At 64.0% G+C, this 15,436-nt stretch carries 12 protein-coding genes; 8 read left to right on the top strand and 4 right to left on the bottom strand.

The features are described from left to right. Positions 1–98: 98 nt before the first annotated feature. Positions 99–992, top strand: coding sequence for a helix-turn-helix domain-containing protein (locus FHT09_RS02160; RefSeq protein ID WP_024940093.1), 894 nt, complete (start codon positions 99–101; stop codon positions 990–992). A gap of 48 nt (positions 993–1,040) precedes the next feature. Further along, positions 1,041–3,929: a TonB-dependent receptor gene (locus tag FHT09_RS02165; protein ID WP_181126161.1), complete on the top strand. Its 2,889-nt coding sequence runs from the start codon at positions 1,041–1,043 to the stop codon at positions 3,927–3,929. Positions 3,930–4,281: 352 nt separating this feature from the next. Here the strand turns inward: FHT09_RS02165 and FHT09_RS02170 are convergent, their stop codons facing one another. Together FHT09_RS02170 and ppa are read right to left on the bottom strand one after the other, a co-directional pair. Continuing rightward, on the bottom strand, positions 4,282–5,430 hold the full coding sequence (locus tag FHT09_RS02170) for an HDOD domain-containing protein (RefSeq protein WP_166774155.1): 1,149 nt from the start codon (positions 5,428–5,430) through the stop codon (positions 4,282–4,284). Positions 5,431–5,543: 113 nt separating this feature from the next. Further along, entirely contained in the window at positions 5,544–6,080 is a 537-nt protein-coding gene (gene ppa, locus FHT09_RS02175) for an inorganic diphosphatase (protein WP_005990841.1), read from the bottom strand. Between the two features lie 196 nt (positions 6,081–6,276). Between ppa and FHT09_RS02180 the strand changes: the two genes are divergently transcribed. Next, positions 6,277–6,765, top strand: coding sequence for a hypothetical protein (locus FHT09_RS02180; RefSeq protein WP_166774156.1), 489 nt, complete (start codon positions 6,277–6,279; stop codon positions 6,763–6,765). A gap of 130 nt (positions 6,766–6,895) precedes the next feature. Here FHT09_RS02180 and FHT09_RS02185 read toward each other — a convergent pair whose 3' ends face one another. Next, positions 6,896–8,923 (bottom strand): sodium-translocating pyrophosphatase, encoded by a 2,028-nt coding sequence (locus tag FHT09_RS02185; RefSeq protein WP_104605099.1) that lies wholly within the window; start codon positions 8,921–8,923, stop codon positions 6,896–6,898. A gap of 249 nt (positions 8,924–9,172) precedes the next feature. On the opposite strand from FHT09_RS02185, the gene FHT09_RS02190 reads away from it, so the two are divergent. Beyond that, positions 9,173–9,697, top strand: coding sequence for a hypothetical protein (locus tag FHT09_RS02190; RefSeq protein WP_104605097.1), 525 nt, complete (start codon positions 9,173–9,175; stop codon positions 9,695–9,697). Positions 9,698–9,957: 260 nt separating this feature from the next. Here FHT09_RS02190 and FHT09_RS02195 read toward each other — a convergent pair whose 3' ends face one another. Beyond that, positions 9,958–11,214, bottom strand: a complete 1,257-nt coding sequence (locus FHT09_RS02195; protein ID WP_104605095.1) for a 6-phosphofructokinase — start codon at positions 11,212–11,214, stop codon at positions 9,958–9,960. Positions 11,215–11,371: 157 nt separating this feature from the next. Here FHT09_RS02195 and FHT09_RS02200 point away from each other — a divergent pair, with 157 nt between their 5' ends. From FHT09_RS02200 to FHT09_RS02215, 4 genes are all read left to right on the top strand, one after another. Further along, entirely contained in the window at positions 11,372–11,935 is a 564-nt protein-coding gene (locus FHT09_RS02200; protein ID WP_104605093.1) for an adenylate kinase, read from the top strand. Between the two features lie 337 nt (positions 11,936–12,272). Beyond that, entirely contained in the window at positions 12,273–13,643 is a 1,371-nt protein-coding gene (gene mpl, locus FHT09_RS02205) for a UDP-N-acetylmuramate:L-alanyl-gamma-D-glutamyl-meso-diaminopimelate ligase (protein WP_181141238.1), read from the top strand. Next, entirely contained in the window at positions 13,640–14,236 is a 597-nt protein-coding gene (locus FHT09_RS02210) for an LON peptidase substrate-binding domain-containing protein (protein ID WP_104605089.1), read from the top strand. The genes mpl and FHT09_RS02210 overlap by 4 nt, the downstream gene beginning before the upstream one ends. 140 nt (positions 14,237–14,376) lie before the next feature. After that, positions 14,377–15,261, top strand: coding sequence for a bestrophin family ion channel (locus FHT09_RS02215; protein WP_104605087.1), 885 nt, complete (start codon positions 14,377–14,379; stop codon positions 15,259–15,261). The last annotated feature ends 175 nt before the right edge of the window (positions 15,262–15,436 follow it).

Raw genomic sequence — 15,436 nt, forward strand, 5'->3', positions numbered from 1 at the left:
GACTTCGTGGCAATTTCGGCAGACTTTCGTCGGAACTTCCTGACTGACGCCAGATTCGGCAAAACACTACGCCTTCTTTTGTACAGGGGGCTGCCACCATGCAACAGGTCATCACCGCAGATCGCGGGCTCGCACTTTCATTGGACGGTGCCAGCGAGCCGACGTCGACGACCTGTCTGGCGGTCTCGCGCCTGGGCAGCATCCGGACCGCCGCCGCCACCTTTACGCTATGGGTGCAGTTGCGCGGCCGCGCCTGGGTAGAGTCCAAGGAAGGGCGCTTCCGTCTGCGCGCCGGCGACTGGATCGCCTTCGACAAGGAATCGCATCCCACCGTGCAGGCCGACCGCAGCGCGCTCTGTGTCGGCGTCAGTCTCGATGGCGACAGCCTGCAATCCCTGGCCGAGTTGACCGACGCCACGCTATATCCGGGACGCAGCCAGCTGTCGCGTGGCGATCTGCGCATTGCACTGCGCTTGTGGCGCAACGCGGCTGCGCAGAGCGGGGGGGCATCGGCACGCCCCCTGCTGTTGCACCTGGCTGCGATGCAACGCGACTTCATCGCGCAGGAGCAGCGCTGCCCGGGTCGTTCGCGCAGCCGTCGCCGTCAGGTCTTCGGCCGCATGCAACGCGCCCGGCTGTATCTGGAAGGCAACAGCGACCGGGTGGTGCGCATCGCCGAACTGGCGCAGCTGACCAACTTCTCCAGCTGGTATGTCTCCAAGACGTTCCAGAGCCTGTACGAAGAAAGCCCGCAGGCCCTGTCGGCACGCCTGCGGCTGGAGCGCGCCTCCGATCTGCTGCGCGACACCTCAATGATGATCGGTGAGGTTGCCGCCGCAAGCGGCTTCGACAATTGCTGCAGCTTTGCGCGTGCGTTTCGTGCGCGCTTCGGTGTCTCCGCGTCGCATTACCGCGACCAAACGACAAATCCGCCAGATTCGGCAAAGCCACGGAACGTGACGCGCAAAGCGACGATGTTCACGCAATCGTAATTTGCACAGGGGCGCTTAACGCGCCACTAACGAACCTTGGAGAGATTGATGAACCTTCGCACTTCCGCAGTGCGGCTGGGCCTGTTGCCCGCCGGTATTGCGATCGCGTTGACGCCGGCATTTGCCGCCAATGCACAAGAGCAGTCCGCACCGTCGACCACGACGCTGGACCGCATCGAAATTACCGGCTCGCGCATCCGCTCGGTCGATGTCGAAACTGCACAGCCGGTGTTCACCGTCTCCCAGCAGGACATTCAGAAGTCGGGTCTGGTCAGCGTCGGTGACATCCTCCAGAACCTGTCGATTGCCGGTACGCAGACCTACAGCAAGGCTGCAGTGCTGACCTCCGATCCGGAACAGGGCGGCCAGTACGTCAACCTCTACAACCTGGGCGAGAACCGTACCCTGGTGTTGGTGAACGGCAAGCGTTGGACCAGCAGCCTGAACGGCCTGACCGACATGTCCACCATCCCCAGCTCGCTGATCGAGCGCATCGAGGTGCTGAAAGACGGCGCTTCGGCGATCTACGGTTCCGATGCGGTGGCAGGTGTGGTCAACATCATCCTGCGTCAGAACTACGACGGTGCGGAAGCCTCGGCGTACTTCGGTCAGAACGGTCGTGGCGATGGTTCCAAGGAGCAGTACTCCTTCACCGCCGGCACCACCACCGACCGCGCTTCGCTGGTATTCGGCGCCAACTACACCAACGAAGATCCGGTGTGGGCCAAGGACCGCGCGTTGACCCGTTACTCGGCGGGTCCGAACCACATCGAAGATGGCCTGAGTGCGACCGGCCCGTGGGGTCGTTTCACCTCCAACGGCGAGACCTACATTCTCAACCACACAGGTTCGTTCGACGGCCGTGGCGTGGGTGCGGATTCACGCAATCTCGCGAACTACCACAACGACATCACCACGGACGACTATTTCAATTCTGTCGACCAGATGATGTTGCAGCAGTCCAGCCGCAACAAGTCGATCTTTACGACCGGCAGCTATAACCTGACCGACAGCCTGACCTTCAAGTCGACCGCGATGTACTCGGAGCGCGACTCGAACCGTCAGATCGCCGGCTATCCGCTGCAGGCTTCTTCGCAGCCGCAGTTTCCGGTGGCGATCAGCGGCAGCAGCTATTACAACCCGGTCGGCCAGGACATCACCAGCTGGTTTCGCCGTACGGTCGAACTGCCGCGCACTACCGAAAGCAACGTCAAGACCCTGCATTTCGATGCGGCGTTGGAAGGCGTGTTCGACGTCGGCAGCCATGGCTGGAACTGGGATGTGGGCTTCAACTACAACAAGTACGATGTGACGCAGGTTTCGCGCGGTAACATCAACTTGCTGGCACTGCAAAAGGCATTGGGCCCATCGTTCCTCAATGCACAGGGTCAGGTGCAGTGCGGTACCGCGACCAGCCCGCTGCCGCTGGGTACCAGCAACGCGCTGGGCCAGTGCACCCCGTTCAACATCCTGGGCGGCCCGTCGGCCTCCACGCCGAACGCGCTGCAGTACATCAATGCATTGGGTCAGGCCACGCAGCAGAGCCTGAGCAAGCAGTGGACCGCCAACGTCACCGGTGGCCTGTTCGATCTGCCGGCCGGTGAGCTGGGCTTCGCTGCAGGCGTCGAGCATCGCGAAATTAGCGGTTACGACTATCCGGATCAGCTGTCCAGCGCCGGTTACACCACCGACCTGGCCGCACAGGCAACCGAAGGTCGCTACCAGACCAACGAAGCCTACCTGGAGCTGTTGATTCCGGTGCTGAAAGATCTGCCGGGCGCAAAGGAACTGTCGTTCGACGTGGCTGCGCGTTACAGCAACTACAGCCGCTTCGGCGACACCACCAACAGCAAGTTCAGCTTCACCTGGAAGCCGATCGACGACTTGCTCGTGCGCGGCACCTACGGCACCGGTTTCCGTGCGCCGACGCTGTCCGACACCTTCGGTGGCGGCTCGCAGACGTTCGATACCTTCACCGACCCGTGCGATGCCACCTTTGGTTCGCTGGGTAATGCCGGCGTGGCAGCACGTTGCGCTGGCGAAGGTCTGCCGGCCGGTTACCGTCAGACCGATACCGCGGGCAACCCCGTGACCCGCCGCGACGTGCAGGGCAACGCGCCCTTCAATTCGGGCGTGGGCAACGCAGAGCTCGAGCCGGAATACAGCATCACCCGGACCGTGGGCATGGTGTACAGCCCGCATTGGGTGCAGGGCCTGGACTTCTCGCTGGATTGGTACCGCATTTCGATCTCCAACATCATTACGTCGCTGACGGCCAATGATGTGCTGAACAACTGCTACCTCAACAATCTGGCCAGCTACTGCGCCGACTACGGTCGCGATGCAGTGACCGGTCAGGTTACGACGCTGAGCCGCGGCAACGTCAACCTGGGTCGTCTGGAAACCGAAGGCTATAACTTCGGCGTGCGTTACCGCATGCCGGAAACCGCCTACGGCAAGTTCGCAGTCAACCTGGATACCAACTACCTGGCAACCTACAAGTCGCAGGCCGAAGCTGGCGCCGAATGGGCAAACTCGGCTGGCTACTGGAACTTCCCGCGCGTGCGTGCCACCTTGGGTCTGGACTGGTCGCTGGGTGCGTTGTCGGCCAACTGGAACCTGCGTTACTACGGCGGCTTCCGCGACTATTGCTGGGATGCGCAAGCTGGAATCGAGTGCAATGACCCGACCTACCAGACGCCGAATCCGGCGTGGGGTGGCGGTACCGGCTCCAACAAGAAGGGTTCGATCTCCTACCAGGACGTTTCGGTCACCTGGCAGGCGCCGTGGGATGGTAGCGTGACCGTTGGTGCCCGCAATATCTGGAACAAGCAGCCGCCGATCACCTACTCGATCACCAACAGCAGCACCGCTGCGATCGATCCGATGCTCGACTACGACCGCTTCCTGTTTGTGCAGTACAACCAGCGCTTCTGATCATCGAAGTGTCGTAAAGATAAGAAAAACGGGCCGAAAGGCCCGTTTTTTTGTCTCTGGATGTGCAGTCGGCAGGCAAGTCCTGCCAATGCCATCGCTGCCATGTGCGTTGTGTCTGTGCTCGCCGACCTTGCGTTATGTCGTTGGTCTGACAAGCGTTGCGTTGCATGTTGAGGTTCCCGGCACGTCACCAAGCGAGGGATATCGCGATATCTGTGCAAATCGCGAGCGTAACGATGCATGCGCAGATAAGTAGCATTGCGCAATTTCTGCATTCGCGCAGGCGCAGACAGCCAAACAAAAAGGCGCGACCGAGTCGCGCCTTTTTGTTTGCATCAACCTGGTGCCGCGCTCAAGCCTCAGCAAGCCCCAGCAAGGTATCGGCCTGTTCGCGCCAGGTCGGCAAGCGTGTGAGCACGCCGACCTTGGACAGGTACTCCTCGTCCACGGTTTCGCCGCTGGCCAATGCAGTCGCCACATGCACCGCGCCGGTCACCCAGAAACTGCGCAGGCTGGAGCGCTGCGGGTGGCGATGGAAGGCCACCGCTTCGATGATCGGCATCGGCAGGCCCCACAAGCCGAGCAGGTACGCGCCGGCTTCGGTATGGCCCAGACGATCGTCGCCGCCTTCCAATGGCGGTTCGCGCTCGTCGCGCACGCCAGGGAGCAACAGGCCGATATCGGCCAGCAGTGCGGCGGTGGAGCCGAGTTCTGCGCTGGTGGGCGGCAACACCTTGGCTGCCAGCCGCGAGGAGAGCAGGGCGCGGCGCTGCATCGCATTGCGCTCGGCCGGGGTCAGGGTCTGCACCGAGAACACTTCGCTGGCCAGCACCAGATCGCGCAGCGTGGCCACGCCCAGGCGGGTCACTGCCGTGCGCAGATCGGTGATGCTGCGTCCGCCGGAGAAGAACGCGGAATTGCACAGCTGCAGCACCTTGGCTGCAATTGCCGGATCGCCGGCAATCAGCTTGGCGATATCGGCCGCGTCGGCGCCCTCGTCTTCTTCCAGCGCATGCATCAGGCTCAGATACAGATGCGGCGGCGACGGCAGTTTTTCGATCCGGCCGATCGCAGCGCGCAAGCGCGGATCGCTGAGCAGATCACGCAGTTCTTCCAGGCTGGTGATGGCTTCGAGCAGGACTTCCGGGGCCAGCGGCATCGGCAGGAAGCGGTGCGCCACGCCAATGATGCGCGCCGGCGGCGTGCGCTGACCATCCTGGGCATCGATCAAGGCGATGCGGATGGTGTCCGGGCGCAGCGTACGGATCTGTCCCAGCAACGTGGCGGACGTGAGATCGGGCAGGACGGGGGCGACGATGACCGCATCGAACGGCGACAACGCGGCCGCCTCGATCGCCGAGTTGCCGTCGGCCACCTGCTGCACTTGCCACTGATCACCCAGATCGGCGACATAGTCGCCCAGTTCGGACGGAAGACTGGCTTCGTCCCCAACAAACAGAATACGCAAGACACTTCCCCAAGAGTCACCAGTGACAGACACCGGCCAAACGCTGTCGGCAATGTACCCAATCCGCCGCCGACAGTCATCGGGATCACGCCGAAAGCGTGATCCCGATCGCCCCGCGATCACGGGGCTGCATCATGGTCGTTGGATCAGGGTGCGTCGGAATTATAGCGTTCCACCGACTCCACCAGGATGCGCTTGGCCTCGGCCGCGCCGCCCCAGCCATCCAGCTTGACCCACTTGCCCTTCTCCAAGTCCTTGTAATGCTCGAAGAAATGGCCGATGCGCTCCATCCAGTGGCTGGACACCTGGTTGATATCCTCGATATGCGCGTAGCCGGAGAAGATCTTCTCGATCGGCACCGCCAGGATCTTCTCGTCGCTGCCGGCCTCGTCGCTCATGCGCAGCACGCCGACCGGACGGCAACGCACCACCGAGCCGGGTACCAACGGCAGCGGCAGCACCACCAGCACGTCGGCCGGGTCGCCGTCGCCGCACAGGGTGTTGGGCACATAGCCATAGTTGCAGGGGTAACGCATCGGCGTGGACAGGATGCGGTCGACGAAGATCGCGCCGCTGGCCTTGTCCACTTCGTACTTGACCGGCTCCGAATCCTTCGGAATTTCGATGACGACATTGATTTCTTCCGGCAGATTCTTGCCGGAGGTGACCAGTTCAAGACCCATGCGCGTAACTCCCGAGGCGTCATCCAGTGTGGAGCGCGATTCTACGCGTTCGGCTGTTGCGGTGCAGCGACACTGAATGGGCAATGTTCTGACCGCCGTGTGCGGCATAGCCCGCATTCATCCAAGGGAGTTGCCCGATCGTCGCAGCCCAGGGCACGGAGCACGCTGCAGACTCATCCACTGCTCGGGAACTGCCATGTTCAAGCCTGTGCGTTTGCTCGTTGTGCTGCTGCTCTCCGGTGTCGCCCAGCTCGCCACTGCGGCGACACCGGCATCCTTGCCGACTTTCGTCGATGCGGTGGACTGGCCCTCCAACGGCGAAGGCTGGGAAGCCTTTGTTGATCTGGAGCAGCGGCTGGAGCACGACTTCGACCAGATCTGCGGCGACACCTTCTGCGGCGGCGAGTTCAGCGACTACCAGCCGCTGCGCTTCCGCTGCTCGGTGCACCGGGTGAGCGGCGTAGTGCGCAGCTGCATCTGGACCTTCGGTGCCAGCGAAGTCAGCGTCGATCCCGGCAGCGGGTACCTGCGCTCGGACAGTCGGGTCTGGCGCTGCACGGCACCCCTGAAGGCTGGGACGCATCTGGACGAGATGTACCGCACCCTGGCGGTGACCAACCCGCTGTTCGAGCCGCTGCCCGGTGGCGCGCCTCCGATCTATGACGGCTTGATCGGCTGCCTCTGAGCGGCCCGATAAGCGCTGCAAGCAATCGCAGGACCTGGCACGGCGCCTGTGACCCGGAGCGCGGGTTGGCACGTGCCGGGTCCCGGCTTCCATCACCTTCGATCGGCCCGCAGCTTGCGGCACGTGGTCCTCAAAGCAGCGGCACCAGTAGCAGGGCCACGATATTGATGATCTTGATCAATGGGTTGATCGCCGGCCCGGCGGTGTCTTTGTACGGATCGCCTACCGTATCGCCGGTGATGGCGGCCTTGTGCGCCTCGCTGCCCTTGCCGCCGAAGTGGCCGTCTTCGATGTACTTCTTGGCGTTGTCCCAGGCCCCGCCGCCGGTGGTCATCGAAATCGCCAGGAACAGGCCGGTCACGATCGTGCCGATCAACAATCCGCCCAGTGCACGCGGGCCGAGCAGCAGCCCGACCACCACCGGCACCACCACCGGCAGCAGCGAGGGCAGGATCATTTCGCGAATTGCCGAGCGGGTCAGCATGTCGACTGCGCGGTCGTATTGCGGTTTGGCAGTGCCGGCCATGATCCCCGGGATCTCACGGAACTGGCGACGCACTTCTTCGACCACCGCGCCTGCCGCTCGCCCAACCGCCTCCATCGCCAACGCGCCGAACAGATACGGGATCAAGCCGCCGATCAACAAGCCGATGATCACGCTGTGGTCGGACAGGTCGAAGGCGAAGACCTGGCCGGGATTGGCCGCCTGCAGGTTGTGCGTGTAGTCGGCAAACAGCACCAGCGCGGCCAGCGCGGCCGAGCCGATCGCATAGCCCTTGGTAACTGCCTTGGTGGTGTTGCCTACCGCATCCAGTGGATCGGTGATGTTGCGCACCTCCGGCGGCAGTTCGGCCATTTCGGCGATGCCGCCGGCGTTGTCGGTGATCGGCCCGTACGCATCCAGCGCCACGATCATACCGGCCATCGACAGCATTGCAGTGGCTGCGGTCGCAATGCCGTACAAACCACCGAAATGAAACGCGCCCCAGATTGCCGCGCACACCGCGATGACCGGCAGCGCGGTGGATTTCATCGAGACGCCCAGCCCGGCAATGATGTTGGTGCCGTGGCCGGTGGTGCTTGCGGCGGCCACGTGCTGTACCGGCTTGTACTGGGTGCCGGTGTAGTACTCGGTGATCCAGACGATCAGGCCGGTGAGCACCAGGCCGATCAATGCGCAGGCGTACAAGGCCATGGCGCCATGCGTGTTGTCGCGCATCAGCGACTGGGTGATCGGCCAGTAGGCGAGTGCGGCCAAGAGGCCGGAGACGATCACGCCTCGATAGAGCGCGCCCATGATCGAGCCGCCCGCGTTGACCTTGACGAACGAGGCGCCCACGATCGAAGCGATGATGGAGACACCGCCCAGCACCAACGGATAAAGCACCGCATGCGGCCCGGTTTCGGTCAGCGTCAGACTGCCGAGCAGCATCGTGGCGATCACGGTGACCGCATAGGTTTCGAACAGATCCGCTGCCATGCCTGCGCAGTCGCCGACGTTGTCGCCGACATTGTCTGCGATCACCGCCGGATTGCGCGGGTCGTCCTCGGGGATGCCGGCTTCCACCTTGCCGACCAGATCCGCGCCCACATCCGCACCCTTGGTGAAAATGCCGCCACCCAGGCGCGCGAAAATCGAAATCAGCGACGAGCCGAATGCCAGCCCCACCAGCGCATGCAGGTTGCGCTCCAGCGGCAGGCCCATCGCCTGCAGCACCGCGTAGTAACCGGCTACCCCGAGCAATCCCAGCCCCACCACCAGCATGCCGGTGATGGCGCCGCCACGGAACGCCACGTCCATCGCACGGCCGATGCCATGGCGTGCGGCCTCGGCCGTGCGCACGTTGGCGCGTACCGATACGTTCATGCCGATGTAGCCGGCCAACCCGGACAGCACCGCACCGATCGCAAACCCGATGGCGGTGTACCAACTCAGAAACAGCCCGACCAGGACGAACAGCACGCCGCCGGCAATCGAAACGGTGAGGTATTGCCGGTTGAGATACGCGCGTGCGCCTTCCTGGATCGCGGCGGCGATCTCCTGCATGGGTGCGTTGCCGCTCGGCTGCGCGACCACCCAGCGTGCCGACACACCGCCATAGACGATTGCCAGGACCGCACAGCCCAGCGCAAGTGGTAACCCGTAGTGTTCCAGCATGACCCCTCCCAGAGAATGGATGTCGTCCGGTCGGGACGAACCAAGGGCGATGCACGCAGCGAGTGGAGTGGCGAATACGGACTCGACGGCCATGGCAGCCGTAATGCGCGTCGCGATGTTCGGGTGGCCGGATTGCGGGCGAGTATGCGCCGGCGCTGGCGCCGCTGCCAGCACCGCGGCTTTGGCGCGTCGTTCAGTCGCGGCATGACAGCCTGCGGCCAACGTGATCGAGCCGATCCAGGAGTGACTATGTCGAACCATGCCGCGTCAAAATATGCCGTGACGATCGCTGCAGTACTGCTCAGCGCCCATGCGCTCGCTGCCGAACCGACACCGGAACTGAAACAACGCCCAGCCGGCACCGCCCAAGCGGTCGGCGCCGTGCACACCCTGCGCCAGATCCCCGAAGCCTGTGCGCGCCTGGAAGGCGTGTTCACCGGCAATGCTGCGCAGCCGTATACGTTGTCGATTGTACGCAGCAGTCCCACCTGTCAACCGCGCGCGCGCTTCGTGGATTTCGCCAAGGCCACCCCCAGTGTCGCGTCGGGCTGGATCTTCAACGACGTGATCCGCGTCCCCAGCGCTGCCTGCCCTGCGCAGCAAGCAGTGGTGCGCGTCTGGCGCAAGCCGGTGGATGCCAAGCCGCAGCTCGATGGCCAAGGCCAATCGCGCATCTACCTGGAAGATGCAAAGCAACAGGCTGCCGCCGGAAAGATCCCGCAGGTGCCGATGTTCGCTGCGCAGATGACGGTGGAAGGCAAGGCCTGTCGGTAACCCGGGCGTTCGCGTCAGTCACTCTATTGACAACAAACCCCGGCCAGGCCGGGGTTGTTTGCATGACGCTTCATAAAACGCATGCATCGTCGCAGCGGCGTATCCGTCAATCAGCGTCGTCAAACACCTGGACCACGACGGTAAGCGCTGTATCGATGGCCCGCATCCCGTGTCGCGGTGCATGAGCACTGAGACAGATGTGCGAGCGGGTGTATGGTTTTGCAGTGTCCACCACCCCTTCCGATCGCCCACGCCGACGTTTATCCCTCCCACTTCGGCAATTTCTTCGCCACTGCCGCATTCTTCAACGTCACATATTTCGGCAGGCCATCGCTGCCGTAGGCCAGTGGGGCCTGGCCCTTGATCAACGGGGCGAAATAGCGACGGGCGCGTTCGGTGATGCCGAAGCCGTCCTTGCGCAGGAAGCTGGGCGGCATCTTCTTTTCGTGATTGGCCACCTTGTGCAGCGGGGCCGGCACGATCTTCCAACGGTACGGCACGTCGCTGACGCGTTCGATCACCGGGATCACCGCGTTCATGCCCTTGAGTGCGTACTGCACCGCGGCCTTGCCGACGGCCTGCGCCTGTTCCCAATCGGTCCCGGATGCGAGGTGGCGTGCGGAACGCTGCAGGTAATCGGGCAGCGTCCAGTGCACCTTGTAGCCGAGTTCCTGCTTGACCTGCGCAGCGAGAAACGATGCAACGCCGCCCAGTTGCGCATGGCCGAACGAATCGGTCGCGCCGCCGGCATCGGCGACGAAGCTGCCGTCTGCGTCCTGGATGCCTTCGCTGGCCACGACCACGCACCAGCCGACCTTTTCCACCACCTGCTTGACCTTGGCCAGAAACCGGGCCTGGTCGTAGGCACGCTCGGGCAGCAGGATGATCTGCGGCGCATCGTCCGGGCCCTGGCCGGCCAGGCCTGCGGCGGCGGCGAGCCAGCCGGCGTGGCGGCCCATCGCCTCGTAAATGAAGACCTTGGTCGAGGTGTCGGCCATGGCGGCGACATCCAGAGCGGCCTCGCGCACCGACACCGCGGTGTATTTGGCCGCAGAGCCGAAGCCGGGGCAGGTATCGGTCACCGCCAGATCATTGTCGATGGTCTTGGGCACGCCGATGCAGTGCAGCGGGTAGCCATAGGCCTTGGCCAGCTGCGAGACCTTCCAGGCGGTGTCGGCCGAGTCGTTGCCGCCGTTGTAGAGGAACCAGCGCACGTCGTGCGCACGCAGCACATCGAGCAGGCGCTCGTATTTGGCGTTGTCTTCCTCCAGCGATTTGAGCTTGTAGCGGCACGAGCCGAACGCGCCACCGGGGGTCTGCGCCAGTGCGGCGATCGCGGCGGCAGACTCCTTCGAGGTATCGATCAGCTCCTCGCGCAATGCGCCCAGGATGCCGTTGCGTGCGGCCAGTACCTTGATCCTGCGCGCGCGCGCCTCGGTGATCACCCCGGCGGCGGTGGCGTTGATGACGGCAGTGACGCCGCCGGATTGGGCATACAACAAGTTGCCAGTAGACATAGGGGGCGGACTCCTCACACGGGACATGGCGCAGGGGACAGTGCCGGGACATTCCCCGGATGCGGTAAGCTGCAGGACCATACGGTCAGCGCTGGCGAAGACCTGAGTCTAACGCCGCCTACCGCAACGCGTTTTTATTCGAAAGTGGAGTCCACTGATGCGATTGGTTCTGTTGGGACCGCCCGGTTCGGGCAAGGGCACCCAGGCGACACGTCTCAAAGACAAGTTTGAGATCCCGCATATTTCCACCGGCGATCTGCTGCGCGCCGAAGTGGCCGCCGGCTCACCGCTTGGCCTGAAGGCCAAGGAAGTGATGGCGCGCGGTGATCTGGTCTCCGACGAGATTCTGCTTGGCATGCTGGAGGCGCGGCTCGGTCAGGCCGATGTCGCCAACGGTTTCATCCTCGACGGCTATCCGCGCAACGTGGCGCAGGCCAATGCGCTGGATGACCTGCTCGGCAAGATCGGCCAGCCGCTGGATGCAGTGGTGCAGCTGGACGTGGCCAGCGAGTTGCTGGTCGAGCGCATCGCCGGCCGCGCCAAGGCCGAGGGCCGCGAGGACGACAATCCCGAGTCGGTGCGCAAGCGCCTGCAGGTCTATACCGACTCCACGGCGCCGGTAATCGGTTTCTACGAACAGCGCGGCAAGCTGGCACGCGTGGACGGCGTGGGCTCGCTGGATGACGTGCTGGAGCGTATCGGCACCGCGCTCGGTCGCTGAGTCGGTTCGGGCCGGGCAGTGTGCCCGGTCCGCCGAGCCGCGCGCTGGCAGCTGGTGCGGCTCGCGCGACGTTGCAAAACAAACGCCCCTGGCGTATGGGACGACCGGGGCAGAACAACGCCGGTAACGAGCTTGCTCAGCGCTCCACAGCATGAGTTGCCTTGGAAATTTGGCCTGTCGGGGAGAGTAGGACTAAAGGGGTCGCGACTGGCGTTCAGCATGGTGATGAAGGTGACGCAGTTCGCACATCGGGACATTTATGACGATGTGGCATGGGCTTGCCGATACCGCGCTCGGCAGTGAGCGGAATGGCCCGCACCTCCGGCGATCGGCGACAATGCGCTCCATGACCAAACTCCACATCCTCGGCATCGCCGGGACCTTCATGGGCGGTGTCGCCGCCCTTGCGCGCGAGCTGGGCTGGCAGGTAGAGGGCAGCGACCAGGCCATCTATCCGCCGATGTCCACCCAACTGGAAACCCTCGGCATCGCGCTGGCACAAGGCTACGCGCCGTCCAGTATCTCGGCAGATGCCAGCGATGTCGTCATCGGCAATGCCTTGTCGCGCGGCAACCCGGCGGTGGAAGCGGTGCTCGATGCCGGCCGTCGCTACACCTCCGGTGCGCAGTGGCTGGCCGAGCAGGTGCTGCCGGGCCGCGACACTCTGGCTGTCGCCGGCACGCATGGCAAGACCACCACCACCACCATCCTGAGCTACCTGCTGGAAGCCGCCGGGCGCGCGCCGGGTTTTCTGATCGGTGGCGTGGCCGAAGACTTCGGCGTGTCTGCGCGGCTGGGCCAGGGACGCGAATTCGTGGTGGAAGCAGACGAATACGACACCGCGTTCTTCGACAAGCGCAGCAAGTTCGTGCACTACCGGCCGCTGGTGGCGATCCTCAACAACCTCGAGTACGACCACGCCGACATCTTTCCGGACGTGGCCGCGATCCAGCGCCAGTTCCATCATCTGGTGCGCACGGTGCCGGCGCGCGGGCGGCTGATCGTCAACGGCGAGGATGCGCGCCTGGCCGAGGTGCTTGCGATGGGCTGCTGGACGCCGGTGGAGCGCTTCGGTTTCGATGCCTCCCTCGACTGGAGCGCGCGCTTGATCGCCGCCGACGGCAGCGCGTTCGCGGTGTTGCGGCATGGGGTGGAGATCGGCCAGGTGCAGTGGCCGCTGGTCGGTCGGCACAACGTGCTCAATGGATTGGCGGCACTGGCGGCCGTGCATGCGGTGGGCGTGGATCCGGCGACGGTAATGCCGGCGCTGGCGCGCTTTCAAAGCGTCAAACGGCGGTTGGAGCTGTTGGGGCAGGCACGCGACATCACCGTGTACGACGACTTTGCCCATCACCCCACCGCGATTGCGACCACCTTGCAAGGCTTGCGTGCGAAGGTCGGCGCGGCGCGCGTACTGGTGGCGATGGAGCCGCGCAGCAATTCGATGCGGCTGGGCGCGCATGCGCAGGCATTGGCGCCGTCGTTGCGCGATGCCGATGCGGTGGTGTTTCTGCATCGGCCCGAGTTGGCCTGGGATGCCGCACCGATCATCGCGCAGGTGCGCGGTGAAGCGCATGTGGCGCATGACGTGGAGGCATTGCTGCAGACGCTGGGCGAGATCGCGCAGCCGGGCGACCATGTGGTGTTCATGTCCAATGGCGGTTTCGATGGCGCGCCGCGGCGCTTCCTGGCGCAATTGCCCCCATGACCGACCTCACAAGCACCACCGACACCAGCGCCTTGCCGCTGTTTCCGCTGCACAGCGTGTTGTTGCCGGGCGCGGCAATCGGTTTGCGCGTGTTCGAGCGCCGCTATCTGGATCTGGTGCGCGAGAGCGGCCGCACCGGCAGCAGCTTCGGCGTGTGCCTGATCCTGGATGGCACTGAAGTCGGCGTGCCGGCGACACCGGCTGCGTTCGGCACCGAAGTGCGTATCGAGGATTTCGATGTCGGTGCCGACGGTGTGCTGGTGTTGCGCCTGCGCGGCACGCGTCGCTTTCATGTGCAGCGCTCGCGCGTCCGCGACAACGGGTTGGTGGTCGGCGAGGTGAGTTGGTGCGAACCCGACAGCGATGACGAACTGCGGCCCGAGCACAGCTTGCTGGCAACCGTGCTCGAGCGGATGCTCGAACAGGTCGGCGGTGAATTCGCCTCTGCCGGGCCGCAGCTGCTGGACCAGGCGGCATGGGTAGGCTGGCGGCTGGCCGAGCTGCTGCCGTTGACCGAACAGCAGCGTCTGTCGCTGTTGCAGCAGGACGATCCGCATCGGCGTCTGGACCAGTTGCTCGCCTGGATGCCGTGACGCGGTAAGACAAGCGCGACCCATCACCGCGCTTGCACCCTCGCAACGGCACACTCGCCACGCTTGAGTGCGCTCACGATGGCATCCATGCAGTGGATGTGTGCATCGGCGTCATTCGTTATCGCTCCATGGGGTGTGCCTTGATCGTCGATGTCAAACCGCGTGTGGCGGATGTGTTCAGTCAGGTCTGGCGGACCCTGGCGGTGTTGTTCGTCTGGGACGTGCTGATCACGATCATCTACTACGTGCTGCCGTTCCGCGCGCCTGCGTTACCGTTGACCATCTTCGGTTCGGCTTTGGCGTTGTTCCTGGGCTTTCGTGCCAACTCGACCTATCAGCGCTGGTGGGAAGGGCGTGTGCTATGGGGCCAGATGATCAATGCCTCGCGCAATCTGGTGCGCCTGAGCATCAGCATCCTGTCCGCGCCGGACGCAGCAGCGCTGGGGCGCACCATTGCGCTGCGCCAGATCGCCTACGTCAATGCGTTGCGGTGCCAGCTACGTCGGCTTCCGGTGGCGATGGCACTGGAACCGCGTCTGCATGCCGACGAAGTGGCTGCGGTGATCGCGCGCACCAATGTCGCCAATGGCCTGCTCGACACCACCGGGCGCAGTATCGAACAGGCGCGTCGCGATGGCTGGATCGACAGCATCCAGCAGGCCAGTATCGAACGCATCCTGGTGGATATCGCCAACGCACAGGGCGGCATGGAACGGCTGAAAAATACGCCGTTGCCCTATCAGTACCGCTTCTACCCGAACCTGTTCACGCGGCTGTTCTGCGTCCTGTTGCCGATCGGCCTGGTGGAGACGCTGCAATACGCAACGCCCGTGGGCTCGACCGTGGCCGGTCTGATGTTCCTGGCGGTGCTCAAGATCGGCGACGAGTTGGTCGACCCGTTTGCCAACACCATCCACGACCTGCCGCTGGACAGCATGTGCCGCACGGTGGAAATCGATGTGCTGCAGGCGATCGGCGAACAGGCGCCCGAGCCGATGCAGCCAGTGGATGGCGTGTTGTGGTGAGTGCATCGTGCCTCGACCAATGCGGCTTGTGCGTAGCCACACGGCCCTGAAGCGCAAGCTTCCGGTCACCTTGAGAGGTAAACGAACGGTGCGGATGCGTCGGTTGTAGAGCAGCTGATCTGCGGCTTGGCTGCAGGGCCCTTTGCCCGCCTACCATCGCGGGACACGCTGCAAG

Origin of the sequence: Xanthomonas sp. CFBP 8152 (assembly GCF_014199025.1) — a bacterium.
Taxonomy (GTDB): Bacteria; Pseudomonadota; Gammaproteobacteria; order Xanthomonadales; family Xanthomonadaceae; genus Xanthomonas; species Xanthomonas arboricola_B.